The 24,051-nt window shown below is 41.7% G+C and carries 17 protein-coding genes and 3 tRNA genes; 4 read left to right on the top strand and 16 right to left on the bottom strand.

Annotated elements, in window-relative coordinates:
* Positions 1-9 precede the first annotated feature (9 nt).
* The 3 genes from hslV to NRI_RS00715 form a co-directional block, all read right to left on the bottom strand.
* Positions 10-573, bottom strand: a complete 564-nt coding sequence (gene hslV, locus NRI_RS00725; RefSeq protein WP_015816055.1) for an ATP-dependent protease subunit HslV — start codon at positions 571-573, stop codon at positions 10-12.
* A 45-nt stretch (positions 574-618) separates the two neighbouring features.
* The gene (locus tag NRI_RS00720; RefSeq protein WP_041351399.1) at positions 619-1,890 is read right to left on the bottom strand and encodes a M16 family metallopeptidase; all 1,272 of its coding nucleotides are present in this window, start codon (positions 1,888-1,890) and stop codon (positions 619-621) included.
* A 355-nt stretch (positions 1,891-2,245) separates the two neighbouring features.
* Positions 2,246-3,151: an AEC family transporter gene (locus NRI_RS00715; protein ID WP_015816053.1), complete on the bottom strand. Its 906-nt coding sequence runs from the start codon at positions 3,149-3,151 to the stop codon at positions 2,246-2,248.
* A 94-nt stretch (positions 3,152-3,245) separates the two neighbouring features.
* Here NRI_RS00715 and icd point away from each other — a divergent pair, with 94 nt between their 5' ends.
* Positions 3,246-4,661 (top strand): isocitrate dehydrogenase, encoded by a 1,416-nt coding sequence (icd, locus tag NRI_RS00710; protein WP_015816052.1) that lies wholly within the window; start codon positions 3,246-3,248, stop codon positions 4,659-4,661.
* A 146-nt stretch (positions 4,662-4,807) separates the two neighbouring features.
* On the opposite strand, the gene NRI_RS00705 is transcribed toward icd, so the two are convergent.
* Positions 4,808-4,880: transfer RNA gene (locus NRI_RS00705), tRNA-Phe, on the bottom strand.
* A gap of 83 nt (positions 4,881-4,963) precedes the next feature.
* Positions 4,964-6,082, bottom strand: coding sequence for a DNA polymerase III subunit beta (gene dnaN, locus NRI_RS00700; RefSeq protein WP_015816051.1), 1,119 nt, complete (start codon positions 6,080-6,082; stop codon positions 4,964-4,966).
* A 130-nt stretch (positions 6,083-6,212) separates the two neighbouring features.
* Here dnaN and NRI_RS00695 point away from each other — a divergent pair, with 130 nt between their 5' ends.
* Entirely contained in the window at positions 6,213-7,457 is a 1,245-nt protein-coding gene (locus tag NRI_RS00695) for a Smr/MutS family protein (RefSeq protein ID WP_238523019.1), read from the top strand.
* Between the two features lie 24 nt (positions 7,458-7,481).
* Here NRI_RS00695 and NRI_RS00690 read toward each other — a convergent pair.
* From NRI_RS00690 to NRI_RS00660, 7 genes are all read right to left on the bottom strand, one after another.
* Positions 7,482-7,553, bottom strand: a tRNA-Gln gene (locus NRI_RS00690).
* A 119-nt stretch (positions 7,554-7,672) separates the two neighbouring features.
* Positions 7,673-10,906: a DNA polymerase III subunit alpha gene (gene dnaE / locus NRI_RS00685; RefSeq protein WP_041351394.1), complete on the bottom strand. Its 3,234-nt coding sequence runs from the start codon at positions 10,904-10,906 to the stop codon at positions 7,673-7,675.
* Positions 10,907-10,917: 11 nt separating this feature from the next.
* On the bottom strand, positions 10,918-12,339 hold the full coding sequence (locus NRI_RS00680; RefSeq protein ID WP_015816048.1) for a Do family serine endopeptidase: 1,422 nt from the start codon (positions 12,337-12,339) through the stop codon (positions 10,918-10,920).
* Positions 12,326-13,186 (bottom strand): protease modulator HflC, encoded by an 861-nt coding sequence (gene hflC / locus NRI_RS00675; protein ID WP_015816047.1) that lies wholly within the window; start codon positions 13,184-13,186, stop codon positions 12,326-12,328. Before hflC ends, NRI_RS00680 begins: the two co-directional genes overlap by 14 nt.
* Complete coding sequence (hflK, locus tag NRI_RS00670) at positions 13,183-14,226, bottom strand: FtsH protease activity modulator HflK (RefSeq protein WP_015816046.1); 1,044 nt, start codon at positions 14,224-14,226, stop codon at positions 13,183-13,185. The genes hflC and hflK overlap by 4 nt, the downstream gene beginning before the upstream one ends.
* 115 nt (positions 14,227-14,341) lie before the next feature.
* The gene (gene thyX / locus NRI_RS00665) at positions 14,342-15,217 is read right to left on the bottom strand and encodes an FAD-dependent thymidylate synthase (RefSeq protein WP_015816045.1); all 876 of its coding nucleotides are present in this window, start codon (positions 15,215-15,217) and stop codon (positions 14,342-14,344) included.
* Between the two features lie 70 nt (positions 15,218-15,287).
* Positions 15,288-15,677: a TraR/DksA family transcriptional regulator gene (locus NRI_RS00660; protein ID WP_015816044.1), complete on the bottom strand. Its 390-nt coding sequence runs from the start codon at positions 15,675-15,677 to the stop codon at positions 15,288-15,290.
* Positions 15,678-15,740: 63 nt separating this feature from the next.
* On the opposite strand from NRI_RS00660, the gene NRI_RS04095 reads away from it, so the two are divergent.
* Entirely contained in the window at positions 15,741-16,385 is a 645-nt protein-coding gene (locus tag NRI_RS04095; protein ID WP_322785197.1) for a heme exporter protein CcmB, read from the top strand.
* An 81-nt stretch (positions 16,386-16,466) separates the two neighbouring features.
* On the opposite strand, the gene NRI_RS00650 is transcribed toward NRI_RS04095, so the two are convergent.
* Both NRI_RS00650 and NRI_RS00645 read right to left on the bottom strand, forming a co-directional pair.
* Positions 16,467-16,554: transfer RNA gene (locus NRI_RS00650), tRNA-Leu, on the bottom strand.
* A gap of 129 nt (positions 16,555-16,683) precedes the next feature.
* Entirely contained in the window at positions 16,684-18,228 is a 1,545-nt protein-coding gene (locus NRI_RS00645) for an SLC13 family permease (protein ID WP_238523017.1), read from the bottom strand.
* A 340-nt stretch (positions 18,229-18,568) separates the two neighbouring features.
* Between NRI_RS00645 and alaS the strand changes: the two genes are divergently transcribed.
* Positions 18,569-21,115 carry an alanine--tRNA ligase gene (alaS, locus tag NRI_RS00640; protein ID WP_015816039.1) on the top strand — a complete coding sequence of 849 codons (2,547 nt, stop codon included), beginning with the start codon at positions 18,569-18,571 and terminating at the stop codon, positions 21,113-21,115.
* 211 nt (positions 21,116-21,326) lie between these two features.
* On the opposite strand, the gene NRI_RS00635 is transcribed toward alaS, so the two are convergent.
* Both NRI_RS00635 and NRI_RS00630 read right to left on the bottom strand, forming a co-directional pair.
* Positions 21,327-22,643, bottom strand: coding sequence for a dihydroorotase (locus NRI_RS00635; RefSeq protein WP_015816038.1), 1,317 nt, complete (start codon positions 22,641-22,643; stop codon positions 21,327-21,329).
* A gap of 66 nt (positions 22,644-22,709) precedes the next feature.
* On the bottom strand, positions 22,710-23,990 hold the full coding sequence (locus NRI_RS00630) for an alanine/glycine:cation symporter family protein (protein WP_274377737.1): 1,281 nt from the start codon (positions 23,988-23,990) through the stop codon (positions 22,710-22,712).
* Between the last annotated feature and the right edge of the window lie 61 nt (positions 23,991-24,051).

Raw genomic sequence — 24,051 nt, 5'->3', positions numbered from 1 at the left:
TCACTAACTTCAACTACACTCTTTTGAAGCACAATCAATGACTTCAACCGTAAAATTTTCATTTGTAAAAACGCAGATCTTAGCAGCTATTTTCATAGCTGCTTCAGCAATCTGAAAAGCATCAAGATCACTGGCGTGAACTACAAGCGCTTTAGCAGCAGCTAGAGCATAGTTGCCCCCAGATCCAATCGCAGCAACACTATCCTCAGGTTCTATCACATCACCAGCACCATTCAGAATGAACGTACCTCTAGCATCAGCTACAATCATCATTGCCTCTAACCGACGAAGAAATTTATCCGTACGCCAATCTTTCGCAAGTTCCACACACGAACGCAGAAGCTGCCCTGGATGAGCTTCTAATTTTGATTCTAGCCTCTCAAATAACGTGAATGCATCCGCAGTTGATCCAGCAAACCCCGATATTATCTTTCCATTTGAAAGACGTTTGACCTTTTGCGCAGTCGATTTTACAACAACCGCATTTCCCATAGTCACTTGTCCATCACCTATCATGACGACCTTGTCACCCTTTCTGATCGAAAGAATAGTAGTCCCATGAAACGTATCCATTTTACATCTCCAAAAGCTAAACTAAATTGGTCATACGAACGAATGCTACAGTGCTTCTGCTAACACTCTGCATTCATCCAACATATCTTTTGCACCAATCAATGCAAGGCTCAAGCGCTTACCCTGCAACATAAACTCTGCAATTGAGGCGACATCATCAACTTCAACAGCATCAATAACTTCGATCAACTCAGCCCCATCTATGTACCTACCAAAATAATGAATCGACCTACCTATATGAGACGCGCGAGACTCATTACTCTCCAGACCCATCAAAATCGATGACTTAATTTGCTGTTTTGCTCTTTCAACCTCCTCGGTCGTAAGAGTATTCTGAAGCCTAGACAATTCACCAAGGACTACTGCAACCAGTTCTTTTAATCTCTTTGGATCCGTAGAAGAGTAAACACCCATAATTGCCGAAGTCTCACTTGGTGCATGAAAAGCGCTTATAGAGTAAGCTAAACCACGTTTTTCTCGCACTTCTTGAAACAATCTAGAAGACATACTACCGCCTAAGAGTATAGCAAGAACCTTAGCAGAATATATCTGAGAGATGCTATCTGAGTAAGAAACACACGGCAACCCTAGAATGATATGGGTCTGCTCTAACTTGCGCTCTTCTCTATATTCAGCAGGAACATACCTTGCTGGCAACCTATCTACGGAACGTCCGCCGACTGATTTTATACCTCCAAAATACTTCTCCGCCAGCGAGATGAACCTCTCAGAATCCACTTTGCCGGATGCAATGAGCATCATATTTTCAGAATAGTAGTGCTGAGATATGAAAGAGGCGATGTCATCTCTTGTAAAGCGGTTAACATTCTCCCTAGAACCAAGAATAGGTCGTCCGTAGGCTTGATTCGGATATATACTCTCAAAAAAACGGTCGAAGATAATGTCGTCGGGTGCATCCTCAGTTTGAGAAATCTCCTCTAGGACAACCAATTTTTCACGCTCAAGCTCTTCCTTTGGAAAGATCGAGTTGTTGATCACATCGGAAAGAATTTCCATCCCCTTGTCTAGGTGCTCTTCCAACAGCTTCACATAATAAACCGTATAACCCCTGCTAGTACAGGCGTTGCAATAACCCCCAAGTCGATCAAAATCTTCCGCTATTTGTTCTGCACTTCGTGTACTTGTGCCCTTGAAAATCATGTGTTCAAGAAAGTGCGCCAACCCACTATTTTCTTGAGCTTCACATTCACTACCAGCTCTGACCCAAACCTTTATTGAAACAGAATAATGCCCTGATATACTATCCACAAGAACTGGTAGATTATTTCCAAGACGTCTCCGAACTAGGTGTTGCACTTCTCTGGCGGAAAGATTTAGGGGTCGATTCTAGCACCTGAAGTCAGGGAAATCAACTCGAGAACGAATCCATCCTTAGCTCGAGAAAAGGCACAACTCGCTCAAATTCACTTGCTATATCTCAACAATTAAAGGATTTTTTCTAGTGAGATGATTAGAATCATACTTGCCTTACTTTTCAGCACTGAGTAGAAGCTGTTTCCTACCCTAGCTCGCTTAGAACCACCCGGTGAAGCAGCCTACCTTTCAAGTGACGGATGAGCCGACGAACTTTAAAGAATACTTTCTTTCCCAAACTTGCAAATCAGAATTTTCTTGCGTACATCATTAAAACAAGAAATCATTTTATTAAGATTTAAAAAAAGAATCTCACCACCAAAGGAATGTACACTATGCCAGTAAGCGTACTTATGAGAACAACAACTGCAACCTTCTCTGCTGGATAATTGAAAACACAACCCAAAAGCATGGTACTCACAGAAATTGGGACCACAGAAAGGATCAACATGGCATTGTACACTTTATTGTTATCAAAAACGTGCAAAAAGGAGGCATCAAGATAAACAAGACTAAGCATTAGAACTGGCCAAAGAAAGTACTTTACAAACATCGTGATTCCAATGCACTTCCAGTCCACTTCGAACCTTTTTATAGTGCCCAGACCAAGACCAATGGTACTCATACCAAGAGTCACATAGGTGCTTCGCAGGTTCGCAAAAAATGGATCCAAAAATTCGGGAAAGTGTAAACACAAAAGCTTCATAGAAAATGCTACTACTATCGCGTGTAGCGGAGGCAGGCTTAGCGTCTTTTTTATACAATACATCGGAGAAAAGGCCCCTTTAGACGCAACATAGAAACCATATGTGTTCTCAAAAAGAATGATTCCACTGTATGCAAGGATATATATCCCAACGGTTTCAGCATCAACAATCATAAGTGCCACGGGAAGACCGAATTGACCCGTGTTAAAGCTACCTGAACTAAATGCGATTATGTTCCTGAGACTGTCATTATAAAAAAGCTTAGTGGCCGTATACACAAGCCAGCACATGAAACAACTTGTCAGAAAAACAATTACAGGAAGAAGTAATAGCTTCTGCATATTGTCCACACCGAGTAACCCGTTTAATATGACTAACGGTGAGAGGAGATATAAAAGGAGGGTCGCGATGGTATTACGATCGGTATTAAGTGCCCTGCCAGCAATGTAGCCCAGCAGTATCATCAGATAAAGGGGGAATATTTTCCCCAAAACCACGAAGAACACCTACTTTTGCTAACAGGACAACTCTAAACTATAATAACGACAATTTTCCACAAAATGAAAGAAGTACAGTATACAGAAGGTTAATATGCCCAAGTTGACAGTAGCGTACGGTGACGGAGTTGGACCAGAAATAATGACGTCGGTGCTCGAAATTATTTTTGAGGCTGGTGCAGAAATACAGATTGATACAATTGAAATTGGACAGAAGATTTATGAAAAAGGCTGGCCTTCTGGGATTTCTGACTCCGGATGGGAAACCCTTAAGAGGAATAAAGTACTCCTAAAAGCGCCGATAACAACTCCTCGGGGAGGGGGTGTAAGAAGTCTTAACGTAACGCTCAGAAAGAAGCTGGGACTATTTGCAAATATTAGACCCTGCAAATCACACTTAGAATGGCAAGACCCCAAAATGGATATCGTAATTATCCGAGAAAATGAGGAAGACCTCTACTCAGGGATAGAATACAGACAGACCCTCGATACGTACAACTGCACTAAAGTTATTACAGAAAGTACATCTGAGCGGATTTGTAGGTATGCTTTTGAGTACGCACGCAGTAACGGTAGAAAAAAAGTCACTGTAATGGTGAAAGATAATATCATGAAACTGACTGATGGAATCTTTCACAAACTGTTTAAGAAGGTCGCACTGGAGTATCCAGATATCGAGAGTGAAAACTACATTATAGATATAGGGGCAGCTAGGATAGCGAAAAATCCTGAAAAATTTGATGTGATCGTCACGCTTAACCTATATGGAGACATTATTTCGGACATTGCAGCAGAAATTTCAGGATCAGTAGGTCTTGGAGGTAGCATCAACATAGGCGAAGAATACGCAATGTTCGAGGCTGTACATGGTTCTGCACCTGATATAGCAGATCAAGACATTGCAAATCCCTCCGGTCTTCTGAACGCTGCAATGTATATGCTCAGCTATATAGGACAGAAGGAAATTGCCCAAAAAGTCTATTCTGCATGGTTGAAGACACTAAAATCAGGTGTACATACCGCGGATATTTTTAATCCTTTGCACAGCAAACTCAAGGTTGGCACTAAAAAGTTTACAGAACACATAATTCACAACATCGACAGAAAAAGTTTGGTAGCTTTCTCATGTAACAGTCTAGTCGAAGGTGCACTTCTCAAACCCCGATACCAGAGTAAGAAGGAAAAAGTTCTAATTGGTGTAGATCTCTTTGTTAGCTGGGATAGTACAAATTTAGCAGCCCTTTTGGCTGCTCTAGAAAAAATAAAAGTAGACGATGCGATAATCATGGGTAGCATAAGCGTCAAAGGCGTCTTGATTTGGCCAGAAGAAACAGCCATCATGCCGTACAGTGACACTCTCTGTTGCAGATTCTTGGCAGAACCCAGTAAGAGTCTAGCCACAACAGTTATCTACGGTCTAATGAACGAACTAGAAAATTCAGCAATAGAGGTGACTAGAATGGAGAAACTTTACTCCTTTGCTGATGAGGCGGGGTTCTCAAATATTTAAGAGACACTGATACCTCGCGTTCGCGATTTCCGCTCAGCGAACTTATGGAGCAACCTTGTCTTTAAGTAGAAAGGAACCAGACACCCAACCTAGAACAACAGAACACGGGAGCGAACGGAGCTCAAATCAATGAGCCTTACATCGCGTGGCCCGAACCGGACTCGAACCAGTGACACAAGGATTTTCAGTCCTTTGCTCTACCAACTGAGCTACCGGGCCAGCAGAGAAATTCTAATCTTTAGGGTTAGCTTTGTAAACATGCTTCTTCACAGGAGGAAGGAGAGGTGCAAAACCCTAGAGATCTAGAAAGCCATTGGCATAACAACATACAAAGCACTTTCATCACCCTGAAATAAGACTTGGGAAGTTGCATTGTTAAACTTCATTGTCACCTCTTTATTATCCAGAGCCGAGAGTATATCCAAGAGGTAAACATGATTAAAATAGATGCTAATCTCCTCACCAGTGTCTTCATTTAATTCCAATAATTCTCGCCCAAAACTCGCATCAGAATTGCTAGCATCGAGATAAAGTTGCTTGCCCTTAATGCCAATACTAATTGCACGGCTCTGATCGGGCGAAACAAGGCCAACTCTTTCTATACTGGTCGCTAAAGCCTTTCTATCAAATGTTAGAGAAGACTTGAAGCTCTGCGGAATAACCGCAGCAAAATTTGGGAATGTACCGGCTATCAACTTTGAATTTAAACGAACACTCCCGAACACCATCTTTATCCTACTGATGTACTCCCTCCCATGAAGGAAGAGTTCAACTTCCTTGCTCGAAGAAAGCTTAATCATCTCTGACACGGTCTTCTTTGGAATTATGCAAGAAAACTTAAGACCCGTCTTTTTTGTAAGTGTAGCCACTGCAAGCCTGTGTACATCGGTTGCAGCGACAGTTATTTTCTCACCATCCGACTCAAAATATACACCATTGAGATGTTGCCTCGTTGATTCATTTGAAGTGGCAAACCGCACCTTATTGAAGAGACTCCTTATCTCATCCCCCGCAAAGTTAATTTGCCCAATTTTTTCCTCTTCACTTATCAGTGGAAAATGTTTTGCATCTAAGTATGGTAAGGAGAACTCTATTCTTTTGCTACGAACAACTAAATTATCCTTTTCAATCGAGAGGACAACTCCAACATCAGTTGGAAGACGCTTGACTATCTCATACAATCTGAACGCATCTACTGAGATTGCTGCATCAATTACACCTTCAATTCCCAGCAATGAATCCGTAAGTGAAAGCTCATTATCAGTTGTGGTTAACTCTACTGAGGTACCAGTGAAACGTACCCTAACATGCGACAGATAAGCTATGGTGCTTTTCCTTGTCGACACACTAACAAGATTCCCAAGAATTCTTGTCAATGCATCTTGTTGCACAGTAATGGAAGAGTGGGTGTTTTCTTTCATTTTAGCAGAGAAAAACAGCAGAGATTATACCAATTTATCTGTATAGTGTGAACCTGAAGATCCATATACACAGGTTGTGTGGGATTATACTAGTATGTTACTGTTCTGGTATTTCCCAGAACCGAAGCAGATGCGTAAGAGATCCGCTTTTAGGATAGCTCTACCTTCATTCGATAGGCATAACACACACATAATAGAACATTCCTTTCTTTGTGATGTCCTACTCGAAGGAGACTCTCTGACAAACCTAAGCGATTTTGCCCATATGGAATTGCAGGGGAAAGCATACGTTTTACCCAAACAATCGCAATCCAGTGTTTGCATATTCGCAGACAGTCCAAGTACCGGCTTCCTAAAATGCAACGCGCTTGTAACGAACAAGCCTAACCTACTTCTCGTGATAAAAACAACAAACTCTGTCCCTTTACTGCTCTCTGATCATATAAACCGTGTTATAGGAATCGCAAATGTAGATCTCAATAGGTCAGATGAATTAGTCCAAAATACGGTTCTTAAGATGCTAGAGTCTGGTGCTGAAATAAGATATATAAACGCTGTCCTAGGACCGTACATACACGACAAACACAACAACACGAAAAACAGACTCCTCAGCAGTGACACAAGCACGGAATTCGTACAATACCCTCCCTATAAATACACTACCAATTTACACGACCATTCCATAAAATTATTAGAGAAGGTGGGAATACGAAGTATACAGGGCATCAACATGTATACTCACTCGCACGGAAAGGAAAGTACTTGGGACAACCCTAACGTGTCTAGAGAAGATGATAAAACTTGTAACATAAGCATGATTTCTATCAGCACGACAGAAAATTCTCACATGAGTATACAGTATGAAAACACAACAGACTGGGACAGTTTTATACAAGACATCACCAAGGTTTCAGACAAATTTGCCTACCCATGTCATAACCTAAAAAAAACTGTAAGGGACCTTACACCAAACATAAAAGGCAAAGTTGTGACATACAATAAACCAAGTAGCTTGAGCACAAGTGATCTTGACTTCGCTAAAAGTGCGGATCCTGATTTTTTACGAAAAATCAAACGCGGAAAGGTCAATATAGACAAGACACTAGACCTTCACGGTGAAACCATGGAAAGTGCTTACCAGAAAACAATCAAATTCATTTTAGAAAATTACGTAAGCGGTTTTCGTTATCTTCTAGTTATTGTCGGAAAAGGAAGAACTGGCGATGCAGTTATTAAGACAAGTTTTGTACCATGGCTAGAAAACAACGCCGAAATACGAGGTCTGATCAAATTCGTAGCAGAGGCACTACCGCACCACGGGGGCGAAGGTGCATATTACGTCCTTCTAAGAAGGAAAAAGCCGTCCGACGAGTAGAAGCACAAGACAAAACTACGGGAGCTGGGATGGCAGGATTCGAACCTGCGCATCACGATACCAAAAACCGTTGCCTTACCGCTTGGCTACATCCCAAGGACGTCGTAGAGTGTAACACACTTGTATGAAGTATTAAATTGCTATAGCACCAGTAATTTCAAATACACTACAAGCAAGAACGAATGATCTTAAAATACTCACCCGATACTCATGTACTAATTAAGCGTACCGCTCCAGCATGCCCTATACTTGAGAATCTCCACCCCCTCAATTAACGCAAGCTTGTCAACCGCAAGATCAAAATCATGACCTAGAACAATCCTCGTGTATTGAGAATCATTACGTACAACGAGTGTAACCTCATACTTACCACCACGCCTTAGAACATCCTTCAATGCGGTGACCTGTTCCTTACGATTGACGAGAATTGCAAACCTTCCGTTATAATCCGCAAAGATAAATTCATGTAATTCAGCCAAATTACTACATACATAGCCATTATCACTCTTTAAGAGCGTCAGTACGACCTTTACACCAACCACAAAAAGTTCACGTCTAGAATCTATAACGTCGGACTCGTAAAACACAACAGTGTATATATCGTTTACTGTTGAAACATGCATCACGGCGAACTTTCTGTCCCCTCTCGATCTTATCCTCAGTTCAGTTATCACACCAGCAATTTGATTCGGTGAAAGCTTTAAAAATTTTCGGTATGGAAAAAGAGGATGATCATAAAGAAAAAAGCCAAAGGCATCAAATTCACACTGTGTCCTTTCAAAAAAATTCCAGGGCTTTACGGTCTTTTCGGGTTTGGTTGCGGCGATTTCAAATAATGTCATCTGTGCACCATCATCCTCTTTTCCCACTAAGTCCTTCAGACAAGAATAAAGTCCACTCCTCTCAGGAGAAAGTACATCTAAAGCGCCCGACTTTATAAGACTTTCAACAGCTTTTCTATGAACCATTTTTCCATCCAAGCATCTTTGAAGTTCAGCAATTGTTTTGAACGGGCTTCTTTTCTGTATTGCTGAAGCTGCAGCTTCTCCAACATTTTTCAAAGCCGCAAGTGAGTACCTTATCGCATTATCTTCAATGGAGAAGAAAATTTTTGACTTATTTATATCTGGGGGCAAAATTGTAATACCACAGTTTTTCGCATCTTGTATTAGGATTGCAAGCTTGTCTGTATGGTGCAATTCAAGATTAAGAGCGGCCGTTGTAAATTCAAGTGGAAAGTTAGCCTTGAGAAAGGCTGTTTGATATGAGATTAGCGCATATGCAGCAGCATGTGACTTATTAAAACCATAGCCAGCAAATTTTTCTATCATCTCGAAGATTTCTCGAGCTCTTTCTGTATCGATACCGTTACGTTTTGCACCCTCAACAAATTTCTCGGCTTGTTCTGACATTTCCGCACGTATTTTCTTACCCATAACACGGCGGAGAATATCTGCTTCAGCTAGTGTATACCCAGCAAGAAGCCTAACCATTTCCATTACCTGCTCTTGATAGATGACAACACCAAAAGTTTCCTTCAATGAAGACTCGAGTAGCGGATGTGGATATTTAACTGCTTCTTTTCTATGCTTCCTTGCTATATATGTCGGAATATTTGCCATAGGACCGGGCCTATTAAGCGAAATCAGGGCAATTATATCTTCAAAACAGTCCGGATGCAGACGTTTTAACGTCTCACACATGTACGCATTATCCAACTGAAATACACCTATCGCATTTCCCGCTGAAAGAAGGTCATACGTCCTTTTATCGTCAAGAGGAATGGAATCTATATCAAAATTAGGATTTTTTAAGCGTACCAATGAGCACGCCTGATTGATCACTGTTAACGTTTTCAAACCAAGAAAATCAAACTTTATTAATCCTGCTTTCTCAACATATTTCATCGAATACTGAGTAACTGGAATATCTGACTCCTTGTCGTGGTAAATAGGAAGATAATCGTCTATTGGAGTATCACTAATAACTATTCCAGCAGCATGGGTAGATGCATGCCTTAGCGTTCCTTCCAACTTAAGAGCAAGATCAAGCAATTTTGCTATAGATTCATCATTTTCACTTTCTTTTTGGAGATCTTTGTCAAGATTTATTGCTTCCTGCAGAGAAATCGGATTAGCTGGATTGTTAGGAATCATTTTACAGATTCTATCGACTCGACCATACGGTAGCTGCAGCACCCTGCCAACATCTCGCAATGCAGCTCTAGGCTGGAGAGTACCAAAAGTCATTATTTGAGCAACGTGACCATATTTTTTTCTCACGTACTCTATCACAAGGTGGCGCTTTTCCTGACAGAAGTCCACATCAAAATCCGGCATTGATACACGAACCGGATTCAAGAACCTCTCAAAAAAAAGGGCAAATTTTAGTGGATCTAAACCCGTAATACCCAGACACCAAGCAACTATTGATCCGACTCCAGATCCTCTTCCGGGACCAACAACGATACCGTTGGCTTTACTCCAACATATGAAGTCAGCTACTATCAAAAAGTAGCCAGCATAATTCATGTCAATGATAATACCAAGCTCATACTCGAGCCTATCCAAATAATTTTGTGGAACATCAGCCCCCATCCTTCTTTGTAAGCCAGCATAACTTAGACGCCTCAACTCATCACTCTCATCCATTTCGCATTCAAACTTAGGCAGAATAGGACTTCTCACTTCTGGCATAAAGCTGCAACGACGTGCTATCAAGACAGTATTGTGCAGCGCCTCCTTCAAATCCGCAAAAAGTGCAACCATTTCCTCTGTACTTTTAAAATACGACTCTGGAGAGTAATGTATGCGGTTTATATCGTTGACATACGTAAGGCTACCTATGCAGGTCAATACATCATGCGCCTCCCTGAAATCCGTATCTGGAAAAAGAACATCGTTTGTAGCAACAAAAGGAATATTATGCTTATATCCGAGTTGAATAAGTTTTTCCTCTGCAGATTGATTACCCAAACGTTGTATTTCGATAAAAAGATCCTTATCAAAGACTTGCTTTAGATCGGACACCAAAGTTTCGGCATCAATCGAGTAACTATTGATAGCATCAATAAAGAACTCTCCTAACAGAAGAATTAGACCCTTGCTATATGTAAAAACCTCATTTAGCGCAACTCTCCGCAAGGAAACTATCCCAGAGAGCTTAATCATGTTGCGGTAGCCCTCTTCGTTTTTTGCAATCAAGAGTAAACGTGAATCAACACGATTATGTGAAATCGAAAGATCAACTCCAATAATCGGCTGAATACCAGAGGCCTTAGCATACTCGGCAAACTCAAGCGCCCCTGCCATTGTATCAATATCAGTGAGCGCCACAGCTGGCATACCAGCAGCGCGGGCCAGATCGACAATTTTCCTAGGTTTGGTGACTGCCCTCAAGAGCGAATAATCGCTTCGTACCCTAAGATGTACGAATGTCTGCCGCCGCATTAGAGGTAGAACTAGTCATCTAAGCTTACGGCCGCAAAAATCGTCTGCTTACCACGATTTATCAGCATCAGGAGGGACCTCTGCCCCTTTTTCTTTGCTTCGTCTATATGCTGTTTAAATTCTTGGACAGTAGAAATCTGCCTGTTGGTACCAACCCCGACAATTATATCCCCGGCTTTGAGAAAACTCTCTTTATCAGGATCAACGGCCAAGACCACTACCCCTTCAATGCTTGCACCAAGTCCAAACGAATTCCTAATCGTATCAGTCAGATTGGAGACCACTAATCCTACGACCTCCAACTGCGATGCTCGATCGTCCGCATATCTTTGTGGTGTTTTTTCAATTTTTATCTTCAAAGACACCGTCTCCTTATTTTTAAGAGGGTCCCTAACTACAGAGAGTACTATTGTGTCACCTATCTTCCGCCCAGAAACTTCCCTTACTAATCTCCTTGAACCACTAATTTTCTCCCCGTCCACAGCTGTAATAACGTCTCCAACCCTCATCCCAGCTTTGTACGCAGGTCCATCTTTTTCAATACTCGCCACTAGGACACCGGATAAGTCTCCACCAAGCGAGTCTTTTGTCTCGTTTGTGATCTCCTGGATGACAATCCCTATCCATCCACGCTGAATTTGCTTACCCTTAGCTAGAGCTTCTATCACTGGCTTAGCAACATTCGACGGCACAGCAAAACCAATCCCGGCACTTCCACCATTAGAATACACAGCAGCGGTATTTACACCAATTACTTCACCCTTTGCATTGCAAAGCGGTCCTCCAGAATTACCAGAATTGAGCACAACGTCCGTCTGTATGAAATCGCTGTTCTGAGATAGACCAATTTCTCTACTGATAGCCGAGACAATCCCGGCACTGACAGAACCTCCCAAACCAAAAGGATTACCAACTGCTATAACCCAGTCCCCGGGCCTCATCTTAGACGAGTCGCCAAAACGCAAATATGGCAGGCCACTTGCTCCAGAAATTTTTAGTGCAGCAAGATCGGTCTTTTTATCATACCCAATCACTGTAGCCTCATACTGTTGGCACGCTTCACTACATTGACTCAAAACGACCCTGATTTTATCAGCATTCGCAATTACATGATAATTCGTAACTATAAGCCCATCATCGGAAATCAAAAAGCCAGAACCTAAAGATGTCCCGTATTTCTTACCCGGGTTCTTGTTGCGAAAAAACGGTTTAAGGCGCTCACAAAATTCAGAAAACTCTTCCAAAATAGCTGGGTTACCACAGAGACCCTGGTTATCCATCCTTAACCTGTATTCGCTGGAAATATTCACAACCGCAGGAGCAAGACTCGAAACAACATCAGAAAACCCCTCAGATGGCACAGCCCCAGCAGCAAAAGAAAAGTTCAAAAGTACAGCTAGGAGAAATATCTCATAAAACCTATTTCTTCTCATTAACATCCTTTAATGTAGCCAAAAACTTATCATTCGAGTTGATAATAAATTTTGTATTACCCCGATCAAAAGCCTTCCTGTACGCAATTATCGTCCTGTAAAACTTATAAAAATCTTGATCGACCGCATAGGCCTTTGCATATAGCTTAGCAGCCTCAGCATCACCTTCACCTTTGATCGATTGCGCCTTTGCATATGCTTCAGTTAGAATGACTTTCTTCTCCCTATCAGCATTCGCGATTATTTTCTGCGCTTCCTGATAACCCTGTGCCCTTATTTCACGTGCTTCTTTTTCTCGTTCTGTTTGCATCCTTTTAAAGATCGCACCACTATTTTCTTCCGGAAGGTCAGTCCTTTTGATACGAACATCTACCACAGCGACCCCAAAATCTGACGCAACATTTCCTGAATGCAATTTTATCTTGTTCATCACATCTGCCCTCTCCTCTGTAAGAATACTTACAAGAGGTACCAGACCTATCTGTTCCCTCATATTTGCTTCAACCACCGGACCCAACCTACTTTCGAGATTGGTTATATTCCTAGTAGAGCGGTAAAATTGCACAGGATCTGTGATCTTATATTTCGCGTAATAACTGACTATCAATCTCTTCTGATCAGCAGCAATGACTTCCCTAGAATCGGATGATAAGTCTTGTATCCTTGTATCGATCACTATGACTTTATTGATGAACGGGATCTTAAAATGCAAACCTGGTTCAAGTGGCTTTTCAGTTACCACCTCACCGAACTGCAAAACTATGGCGTTATATCCCTCGGGAACTACAAACACGCTGAGATTCAACAGTAAAAAAAAGCCTATAACGGCTGCCAAAACTCCTCTCATTTGACACCGCCCTTCTGTAAATCGAAGAACTTGAATATGTTGCTATCATCAGCGATGACTTTCTCGGTGTTCTTATAAACCTCTTCGAGCATTTCAATTCGCATTCTCACCTTTGTTATGTCAGGATTAATCCTATACTCGTTATACACCTCGGTGAACCTTGTTGTGTCACCCACTGCACGATTTATGACTTCTATCTTATAGGCTTGTGCACCTTGCAAGGCAACCTCAGCCTCACCACGAGCTCTAGGTAAAGCGTCGTTCCTATAAGAGTAGGCTTGGTTGATTTCTCTTTCCTTATCAGCACGAGCACTCTGCACATCACGGAAAGCATCTATCACTTTCTCAGGAGGGTCAACTTTTTTCATTTGGATCGAAAGTACCTCTACGCCCATATCATAACCATCAAGGATTTCTTGCAATTGTTTTTTCGTATCTGAAGCGATTTTTGCCCTACCTTCACCTCTCAAAATAAAGGATATCTTATTTTGCCCAATTGCATCCCTCATGGCACTTTCCGCAGCACCTTTGACACTCAACCCAAACCCATAATCTCTGACTTTATACAGAAACTTATAGGCGTCCTTTATCCGCCATTGAACTTCGAAATTTGCATTGACAATATTCTCATCACCTGTGAGCATTATGCCCTCACCTTCCCCTTTTTTGCCCGAAGAATAACCTATTTCGTTACGATTTATGGCAGCTACTTTTACTTTATCGACACGACCAATCGGAAAAGGAAAATGGTACCTGAGACCTGGGTCCGCCATTCCTGTATACTTACCGAAGGTAAGCTCCACCGCCTGCTCCTCTGGGTTAACAATATAAAAGCCCGATAAAAGCCAAAAGACGCCAAACAAACCAAGGAGAGAAAAAACAAACCACCAGCTGAACCTGGGCCCACTACGACGAAAAAATTTACCACGAACAGACAAAAGAAGCCCCTCTATATCGTAAACATTTCTATGAGTTGCTCTCGTCCTCCGTGGTGGTTCGTCATCAGAACCCCAAGGGTTGTCATATCTAGCTAATGTCATCCTATATCTTCTCTCTAGACCACCACGACCAATTAAATCTAATTGATTTTCATTCCTGCTTCAAGGATAAAAAGGCTACAACCCCATCCTGAAAAGCCTCATACAACTAGCCTCTCTATTCCTTTCCCGTTCCACCAAGTATTTCGGTTAATTCAGTAAATTCACGAGCACCAATACCGTATTTTTCCCTTTCGGAAGAAAGTTCTCCCTTGAGATTACCGCGGACGTACTTAATCGCACTTCTAGAAAGCGTTTTTGCGTGTTTTACATATTCTAAAAAGGCTTCATACGCCATCGGAACCCAGGAACTCACAATTTCCTCCATGACCTCAGCGTACTTGCGAATCTCGTACTGTGCCCCTTGATGTGAACGTAATTTCAAAAAGTGAAACAGATTATGCAAATCCACCTTCCAATACATTTCTGTGTAGGTATTCAAGGGCATCCCAATACGTGCGATCTCACGAGCTAATCCTTTCCGTATGAAGCGCGTATATTCATCGTATGTAGAACTATTACTTTTTGTGAGAAAATCACAAAATTCTTGTGCAAATTCCTGCTCAAGCCTATCTCCTCTTCCCTGAGAATTGGTAGCAGATTGATAACAAACTTTGTCAATCTCAGGAATATAAAATTCTTCCTCGACAATTGAGTAGCGTGCTGAGTATTCATTAACGTTAGCTGTCCTGTGCCTAATCCATTGTCTGGCAACAAATATCGGCATTTTTACGTGGAACTTGATCTCACACATTTCGAATGGCGTAGTGTGTCCATGTCGCATCAAGTAATGTATCAAACCACGATCTTGGTTCACTGTTTTTGTTCCCTTTCCATAGGAAACCCGAGCAGCTTGAACAATCGCTTGATCGTTTCCCATGTAGTCGACAACACGAATGAATCCCTTATCAAAAACCTGGTAAGACTCGCCAAGCTTCTTCTCCAGACTCTCAGAGACAACTCTCTTAGTTTCGTTGAGATTCTCCTTATCCACCAAGTCAGACCAAATAATAGGACACGGGAACTATTCTGCACTCATGTGCCACAGTTGTCAAAGCAGAAAATCACCCCTCTTCATTATTTACGCTCCCAGAGGACCTGAGAAAACGATTTTTCTTATCGAGTCTTTCCTGAACATCAACACAGTACCTGGCTGTGGGCTCGAGATCTAATCTACCAAACCCTATCTCGTCACCTGTCTCCTCGCAGTAACCATACACGCCCTGCTCTATGCGTTCAATTGCATCATCTATTTCACCCAACAATGAGTTGCGTTTTTGTGCAGACATTATGATGTCGTCCGCCTCATACGAGTTGGCGCACTTGCTCAGCACATCCTTTACAACCTTCCCTTGATTCAGTAAAGCCTTCCTAAGGCCGACCAACTTTTCACGAAAGTATGCAAGCATCCTTTCTCCCATATACTCGGCATTTTTTATATCATCAGAAGACATCGGGCAAAAGAAAAAAAGAGCCACACCGGCAGAACTCTAACATCATAAACTTAAATAACTATTATGTTATACTTGCCACCAAAGAGAGAACCTTATATGTTTCGTGGCAAGTCGTCAATAGTACTATTAGCATTTTTATTGATCAACTTCTTTCAGCTACTTCTCTACAAACAGATCTTAAACTGTCCAATGGACGGACCGGTGCTTTGGATGACCACAAACATCCTACACCTAGTCTCGGTGAGCGGGATTTTTTCACGATATTGGATTACTGGAAGCCTCGAACAACTGGTTACGTTTAGTCCAAGCATCAAGCGCTTCATAACAAAGACTGTACTAGAATTATGGATTAAACAAGGGCTCTTACTAACATTCTTTGCTACGGGTTTATTTTACCTTTTAAACACCGACAAAATGCGTATCCAGACTATAGTTTCGTTCGCTGGTTCCCTTTGCTACTCGACAGGAATGCTATCCTTCACTGGTGCACTGTGCAGTAGTTTAAGTGTTCGCTCGGATCGCATCACACCAATTATTCTTGCCGCGCCAATTTCGATTCCCGGAATCATAACAGCACTTGCACTTTTAAAGTGGGATATAAACAGTCCAGGGATTTTCTCAGCACTATTTTTTGGAAACATGATTACAGTGCTGCTGTTCCCACTAGTGATGGAAATCGCACTAAAAGAAACTCTGGAAAACTCATAAGCCAAAGGCGCAAACATCCAAACCAGATACCTAATGGGCAATATTAATTATGCGAGCACGACAGAGCGCACAACAAAGACGTGCGGTCGAGAAGACTTGAACTTCCAAGGCCGTTTAATTAGCCACAGCGACCTCAACGCTGCGTGTCTACCAATTCCACCACGACCGCAACAACTCCGAATTGTACGCCTAAAACATACGTTGTTCAATGAGTGCTACCATCTTCCGTTTAGAAACAGAAACTTCTCTGTTGCAATATCCATGTCCAAAGGCCAGAAAAACAATCATGAACTCACACCTACTTATAGGAGACACTATGAAAGAAATCTAGCTCAGAAAAGAGGTACAAATAGAGGATATAGCCGACTAAAACAACTACATTGAGCGGAAAACCAAACTTTAGATAATCAGAATACCTATATTTTCCTGCTTCCATGACGATAAGGTTAACTTGATATCCAAACGGTGTAGCAAAAGCACTATTGGATGAAAAGATCAGTGTCCATAATAGATACTTTGGTTCTACTCCCATCATGTAGCTGAGTTTTAGCACAACAGGTGTAAAAATTAATCCTACTGCATTATTACTCATAACTTCGTTCAGTAAAGTCACTATAGTGAAAAGTATACAGATTAGGCCAATAGGGGGTAATGTACTTGTGCATCTATAGAGAAGCTGCACAAAATCCTCTAGTAAACCTGTCATTTCTAGTGATCTCCCTATAGTAAGCGAGTAAACAAGCATAAGTAGGAGCTTTATTTCGAGAAATCTGAAAACCTCCTTTACATCAACGGCACTCAAAATAATCAACAGCGCAAGAGCAGAAAGAACAGTAAGAGCAAGTGGTATTTTTAAAATCCCGGATAAAAGAACCATACCAACAAATGTGCATATTACCTTTACGCTATTAGCATGACCCAAAATGTACGATTTATCTTTCGTGAAGAACACTTCCATCTCTCCATGATGAGGAGTCCTTTCCTTACAAACAATGATTAGCCTACATCCGGGAACTATCTTCTCTGAAGTGCGTGCTATACCAACAGCACATGCATTAAAGTGACTCGCAACGTTATCGGACAATATGCTACAGCCTATCAATTCAGATTTTTCCGTAATCACGATCTCATTCATTACCAGATTATCCCCAAATGCGTGATTATGTAGAATATTTTTTATCTCACGTATCTCGACCGAAGAGAAAATCAATCTCCCGGACCTAGACGAATCCAAAACAAAAAGGAATCTTCTAGCGTGCTCTTCTGCAGGTTTTCTTATTGGCACTATCAACGTAAGAAAAATCACATAAATGATCCCAAAAATGCCTACGAAGATCGCTGGTAAGAAGAAGCCAAGGAAACCTAATTGAACTCCGAGCTCCTCAGCTTTTGAGTAGATAAGTAAATTTGTACTGCTTCCAAGAACTGTAAGCATTCCTCCAAGGGATGCAGAAAAAGCAATCGGGAGCATCATTCTGGAATTGGCTATACCTACTTGCTTACCAAATGTAGAAACAAGCGAAATAAGAAGCACCACCACAGGTGTATTGTTAACAAATGCGCTCAGCATGTAGCACACAAGTATCAAAATGACTGGTATGAGTGCCTTATGCTTGATTTTTACTATGAGACCCGCAGCTCTGTTAACAATGCTAGTACAAGCAACTAATCTCCCCATTACAGCCAAACCAAGTATGGCAATAACAGGTGCAATCATTATACTCTCTAAAAAAGCTAACGGTTTTGAGAGAACAAAACCCTGATACACTATAAGTAGAACAATTGAGACAAACGTTATTCTCTCCGCAGTAATGCGACCAGTCACTAGGAAGTAGGTACTCACAATCAGAACAGACACCACATAAAGGGGCGCTAGATCCACTAGTAGTTGATTGAGCACTGCAAACAAAAAAGCACGGCTACAGATGGTTGCAGGATATCGTAAATTAAGCCTTTCCTTTGATGATAAAATAGGAATCCTATACAAAAATTATCTTCGGGAAAGTAGCCTTCATAAGCAACTCTATCCAGCTCTAGAAGGTTCAATGTTTTACAGGAGCAATACAAATTCTAAGCAGCACAGGAACCCCGCCTGCAAGACCTTGCAAGAAAATTGCTGTACTTTACTTTAAGGACCCTAAAACATAACATTTACGTTCGTGTCCTATGCATTGGGCTGCTTTATGATAGACGGACTCAGAAAAAAATTCATAGATTTCTTTGTCAAAAACGGACACACACACCTTCCTTCGGCATCTTTAGTACCAAAAGACGATCCTTCACTGATGTTTGTCAACGCAGGTATGGTCCCATTTAAGGAATACTTTGCAGATGTCAAAAAAGCACCATTCTCAAGCATCGTAACGGCACAAAAATGCGTTAGGGCTGGAGGTAAACACAATGACTTGGAAAACGTTGGATTTACAAAACGGCACCACACCTTTTTTGAGATGCTGGGAAATTTCAGCTTTGGCTGCTATTTCAAGGAAAGAGCAATAGAGTTAGCTTGGAAATTTGTTACCGAAGAACTCAAGTTAAGTAAGGAAAAACTGTATATCACAGTCTACCACGAAGATGATGAAGCGTTCGAGATTTGGGATAAATTAACGGGCTTTGGGGAAAGAAAAATCAAGAGAATTAGCACAAGTGATAATTTCTGGCAGATGGGCGATATTGGCCCATGTGGTCCCTGCTCAGAGATCTTTTACGACCATGGAGAACACTTATCCGGAGACATACCTGAAGATAACAAGGACCCCGGAGAAAGATGTGTCGAGATATGGAACCTCGTTTTCATGCAGTACATAAGGAAACAAAGCGGAGAACTAGCGCGCATGGAGTGTCCGTGTATAGATACAGGAATGGGACTAGAAAGAGTGGCCGCAATTCTAGAGGGTACAGATGATAACTATAAAACAAAATTGTTCGAAGCCATTGTAAAGGAATCACAAAAGGTTACTGGCAACAAAGACAACCAAGCTGCGCACAAAGTAATAGCCGATCATTTACGTTCTGCTAGTTTTCTTATAGCGGATGGTGTTTTACCGGGTAACACTGGACGTGAGTATGTCTTGAGGAGGATAATACGCAGAGCAGTACGGTACTCGCATGTACTTGGTTTCGATACGGTGTTATTACCAAAGCTTTTTTGGGTACTCGAGGAGTGCATGGGGAGTTATTACCAGGAACTCACAAGAGCCAAGAATCTAATTTTGGATACATTAACACTAGAAGAGGAGTCTTTTCGAAACACACTCAAGTCAGGAATGAAATTACTCGAGGAGGTTTCAAGCTCTATGAAGGGGGGCGATACCTTATCTGGAGACATAGCATTCACACTATATGACACTCACGGATTCCCGTTAGATATAACGATAGACGTCTTAAAAGAGAAAAAAATTTCAGTCGATGAAGAACGTTTCGCTGAAAGGATGAAAATGCAAAGGCTCCTTGCTCAGGCTTCTCGGATGAATGATACAGCGCAAACCTCAAGTTATGAGGTAAAAGCGGTGTTCCTGGAACACGGGAAAACACCTTTCATTGGTTATGAAAACTTTACAGGATTAGCACTTATCCTGGCGATAACAGAAAAAGAGGGATCTAATGAACTGACAATTATACTTGACCAAACGATTTTCTACCCAGAATCAGGTGGACAAGAGAGCGATCAAGGCATAATAGAAGGAGAAAATACCACGCTGAAGGTGGAAAAAGTTTACAAATCTACTGAGGGAGTTATCCTCCATGAGTGCAAAATCATTAAGGGTCAAGCAATAAGTAGAGGCGAGAAAGTAAACCTCAAGATAGATATAAATCGTAGAAACAGCCTGGCCAGGAACCACTCGGCAACACATGTACTACATCATGTTTTGAGAAAAAGACTTGGTACACATGTCTCGCAACGTGGCTCCCTAGTGACACCAAACAGGTTGCGTTTTGATTTCAGTCACAGCCAACCTATTACGGAGGAAGAGCTTTCTAAAATAGAAGACTGTATAAACCTTATGATCTGGGATGATCATCCTGTAATAACGGAAGTCAAAAAGACCGATGACGCTATAAGAGATGGCGCCATTGGATTGTTCGGAGAAAAATACGACGATACAGTTCGTGTTGTCTCAATAGGGGAAGCAGTAGAGCTATGTGGAGGTACGCATGTCAAAAAAAGCTCAAGCATTGGACTAGTAAAGATTTTATCGGCTTCATCTGTAGCTCACGGTGTACGCAGGATAGAAGCAGTAACACATCTTACTGCCTTACAATATATGCGAGAAGAGATACAAGCACAGCTTTACCAACTCAATGAACATCAATCAAAGCTTAAAACAATGCAAAAGAGCCACCAAAAAGAGATTACAAGCGTATATCAGTCCATTGTCGCAAATGCAGAAGCCCAAACAGAAAGGTACGGATCAGTGGAAATAGTTACTAAAAATGTTCAGGGCATATCAAGAGAAATCCTGCTGAGCCTTGCATCAGGAATAAGACCCCGAACAGGAGTACTAATTATTCACACAGAACTGAGTGAAGCCCTATATTTGCTCATCATACTCGATAAGGAGATTTGCAAAAACATAAGTTTCATAGATTCTATGAAAGAGAGAATTGGTAAATCGCACGGAAAAGTTACCCCTTCTGTACCATATGTCATTCAGGCCACATTTCCTGAAAAAGAGGATCTGGATCGCTGCCTAAAAAATTTATCTAAGTTAGTAGCATCTACCTTTTAGAAATCGTGTAAGTTCTGCCCTTTCCAATACAAAATTTCCAAAAAGTCTTTTGCTAAACGGGACCTGTAATCGGAGCTTCCTGGGCAGCAAAAGTCTTTTTTCACACACTCATGTGTACTGCACCTACACAGGACAATACCTAAAAAGTCAGCGCAAACAAACTAATTCAGTGCTGAAACATCAAAAGAAAGGAATATTAATGGGAGCTTTCTTACACATTCGTATACACTGTATCTCCACCAACAATAGTACGTAAAACTTTGCCTCTGGTCTTACGTCCTCCAAAAGGCGAATTCTTCGATTTACTAGCAAACTGTCTTGTATCTATTCTTACCTCCGAATTAAGGTCCAGCAGAACAAGGTCCGCAGGAGCTCCTACCTTTATTCTTCCAGCCTCAGAACCAACAATCCTTGCAGGATTGCATGTTAGTTTTGCAAGCAATGAATGCAGATCCAGAGCCCCGGAGTGGTATAGCTCTAATGATAGCGGTAGCATTGTCTCCAATCCAACAACTCCGAACGCGGCCTCTTTTAGTGGAAGCTCCTTATAAACCTCGTTATGCGGTGCATGATCCGAAGCTATAGCATCAATAGTGCCGTCTTTAAGCGCCTCAATCATGCAGAGGCGATCTTGTTCTGTTCGCAGCGGGGGATTCATTTTAGCAGCGGTGTTATATCCATCTACAGCCTCTTCGGTTAAAAGAAAATGGTGTGGTGTTACTTCACAGGTTACTCTCATTCCCTTATCTTTTGCTGCTCTGACTATTTCAACCGTTTTCTTCGTTGAGACGTGTAATACGTGGTAATGTGCATCAAGTTGTTCCAAAAGTAATACGTCTCTTGCAACCATGACAGACTCAGCAATGTGCGGAATTCCCGGAACATTTAACTTATGAGACATCAACCCCTCATTTATGCAGCCACCATTAGAAAGATCTAGATCCTCCGCATGCTGTGCTACCGGTACCTTCAGAAGCGCAGCGTTCATGAAAGCTTGTCTCATAAAAAGTGAGTTCATAACCGGAAGACCATCATCCGTGAAACCAACTGCGCCAGCTTTGTGCAAGGCAAACATGTCAGTAAGCTCTCTCCACCTCCCAGTAATCGACGCGTAACATAAGACGTTTACAAAACCAACTCTTTTTGCCTTATCTCGTATGTATGCAAGAGTTTCAACTGTATCAATCGGAGGATCAGTATTAGGTTGACAAACAACTGTAGTCACACCACCAGCAGCTGCAGATTTGGTACCAGAATGTATATCCTCGTTGTGTAATTGTCCCGGATCCCTTAAATGAACATGTATGTCTATAATGCCAGGCATGAGAATATGCCCATCACAATTCACAACTTCATCGAAAGATTTAAGTTCAACATCGCTAAGGAGGGATTCCCCAAAATCACTAATCCGCCCCTTATGAACAACCAAATCCCCAAGAACTTCTAATCCGCTTTCTGGATCAACGATTCTAGCATCAATGAAGGCAACCTTTCTGTCACTACCGGTTGGTAGATTCCATTTTTTCATCCAAAAACACGAAGAGAACTTGCTGTCAGAATAACAAACACATCTAACCTAGTAAACTCACAATTCTCAAACACTGTTATTGGTTTCGTGCACAACACCCCCTGCAAGAAACACCATTCCTACTAAATTCGTCACAAGCATAATCGCAGAAGTAAAGTCAACTACCCTCCAAAGAAAGTACACCTCCGATAGTGCTCCAAAGGGCAATACGAGAACGAAGAAAACTTTCCACAATCTGAGTACTTTGGGATTATAATTCGTGAGATATTCAAACGCACATTGCGCGCAGAAAGACCATGTCAAGACTGTTGTAAACGCAAAACAGAATAACACAACGATAAGTGAGTACCCTGCAACATCACTTTCAGCACCAACCTTGAAAGCCTCAAAACACATATTGGTACTTTCAAAGGGACCCCATGCAACACCTGTCACCATAAGCACCAAGGCTGTAACAAAACAGACCAGCAAAACAATAAACGGTGAGATCACACCTATAAGACCTTGTTCTATCTCTAACGGCAACTTATGACCTTCTTCCTGTTTCACGTTTGCGTGAAGTATACCCTCCAATCCGAAGCCGATATCCGAAGCAAATATGCCCCTGGAAATACCCATCTGCATCGTAGTCAAAAACTGCATCCATGCAAATCCAACAACTCCACCTTGTATATCCGTTCTGCTCCAAACCGATGTTAGCATAAGTGAAATTGCATTCGGGATTCTATCCGCGTGCAAAACAAGTATGTAAAGCGAGACACCCAGATACCCAATAGCCATAAAGGGCACTATAAACGAAACCACTTGAGTAAAAAAGCGAAGCCTACCAAAAGTTACAAGCGCAACTAAGACTGTGAAAATTAAACCCCCATAGATCCTTGGTATGTGGAGATAATCCATCGGCAAAGCAAGAGAGTTCACTTGAACCAAGCCACCGCCAATGGTTGCCGTACAAATCAATCCTATACAAAAAAGGAGTGCCAAAACCTTAGATTTAAGCCCATCTCGAAGAAAATACATGGGACCACCAATAAAGCGCGTACCTCTCTTTGTCCTGTAAACAAGACTTAAGTAACAAGTCACATACTTAATGGAAGCAGTGAAAAGAATGATTAGAATCATCCATATAATCGAACCGGGACCCCCAGTAGCAAGCGCAATCGCAGTACCGGAAAGATTACCAACTCCCAGATTTCCACCTAATATAGCTGAAAAAGCCGAAAAGGAAGAAATGTTTTTTCTACAACCCTCAGCTGGAGCAAAAAGACACTTCAAAGCGACCGGTAGCTTGAGAATATGTATCCACCCCATTTTGCAGGAAACCCAGAAACCCACACAAATGAGCATCGGTATTACAAAAAACTGCAAAAAATAACCCTGGAGAGTAAAAAAGATATCCAACACAAAA

The sequence above is a fragment of the Neorickettsia risticii str. Illinois genome (genome assembly GCF_000022525.1).
Classification (GTDB): domain Bacteria; phylum Pseudomonadota; class Alphaproteobacteria; order Rickettsiales; family Anaplasmataceae; genus Neorickettsia; species Neorickettsia risticii.
The sequence above is the reverse complement of the archived record's forward strand: the minus strand, read 5'-3'. Positions and strand labels throughout refer to the sequence as shown.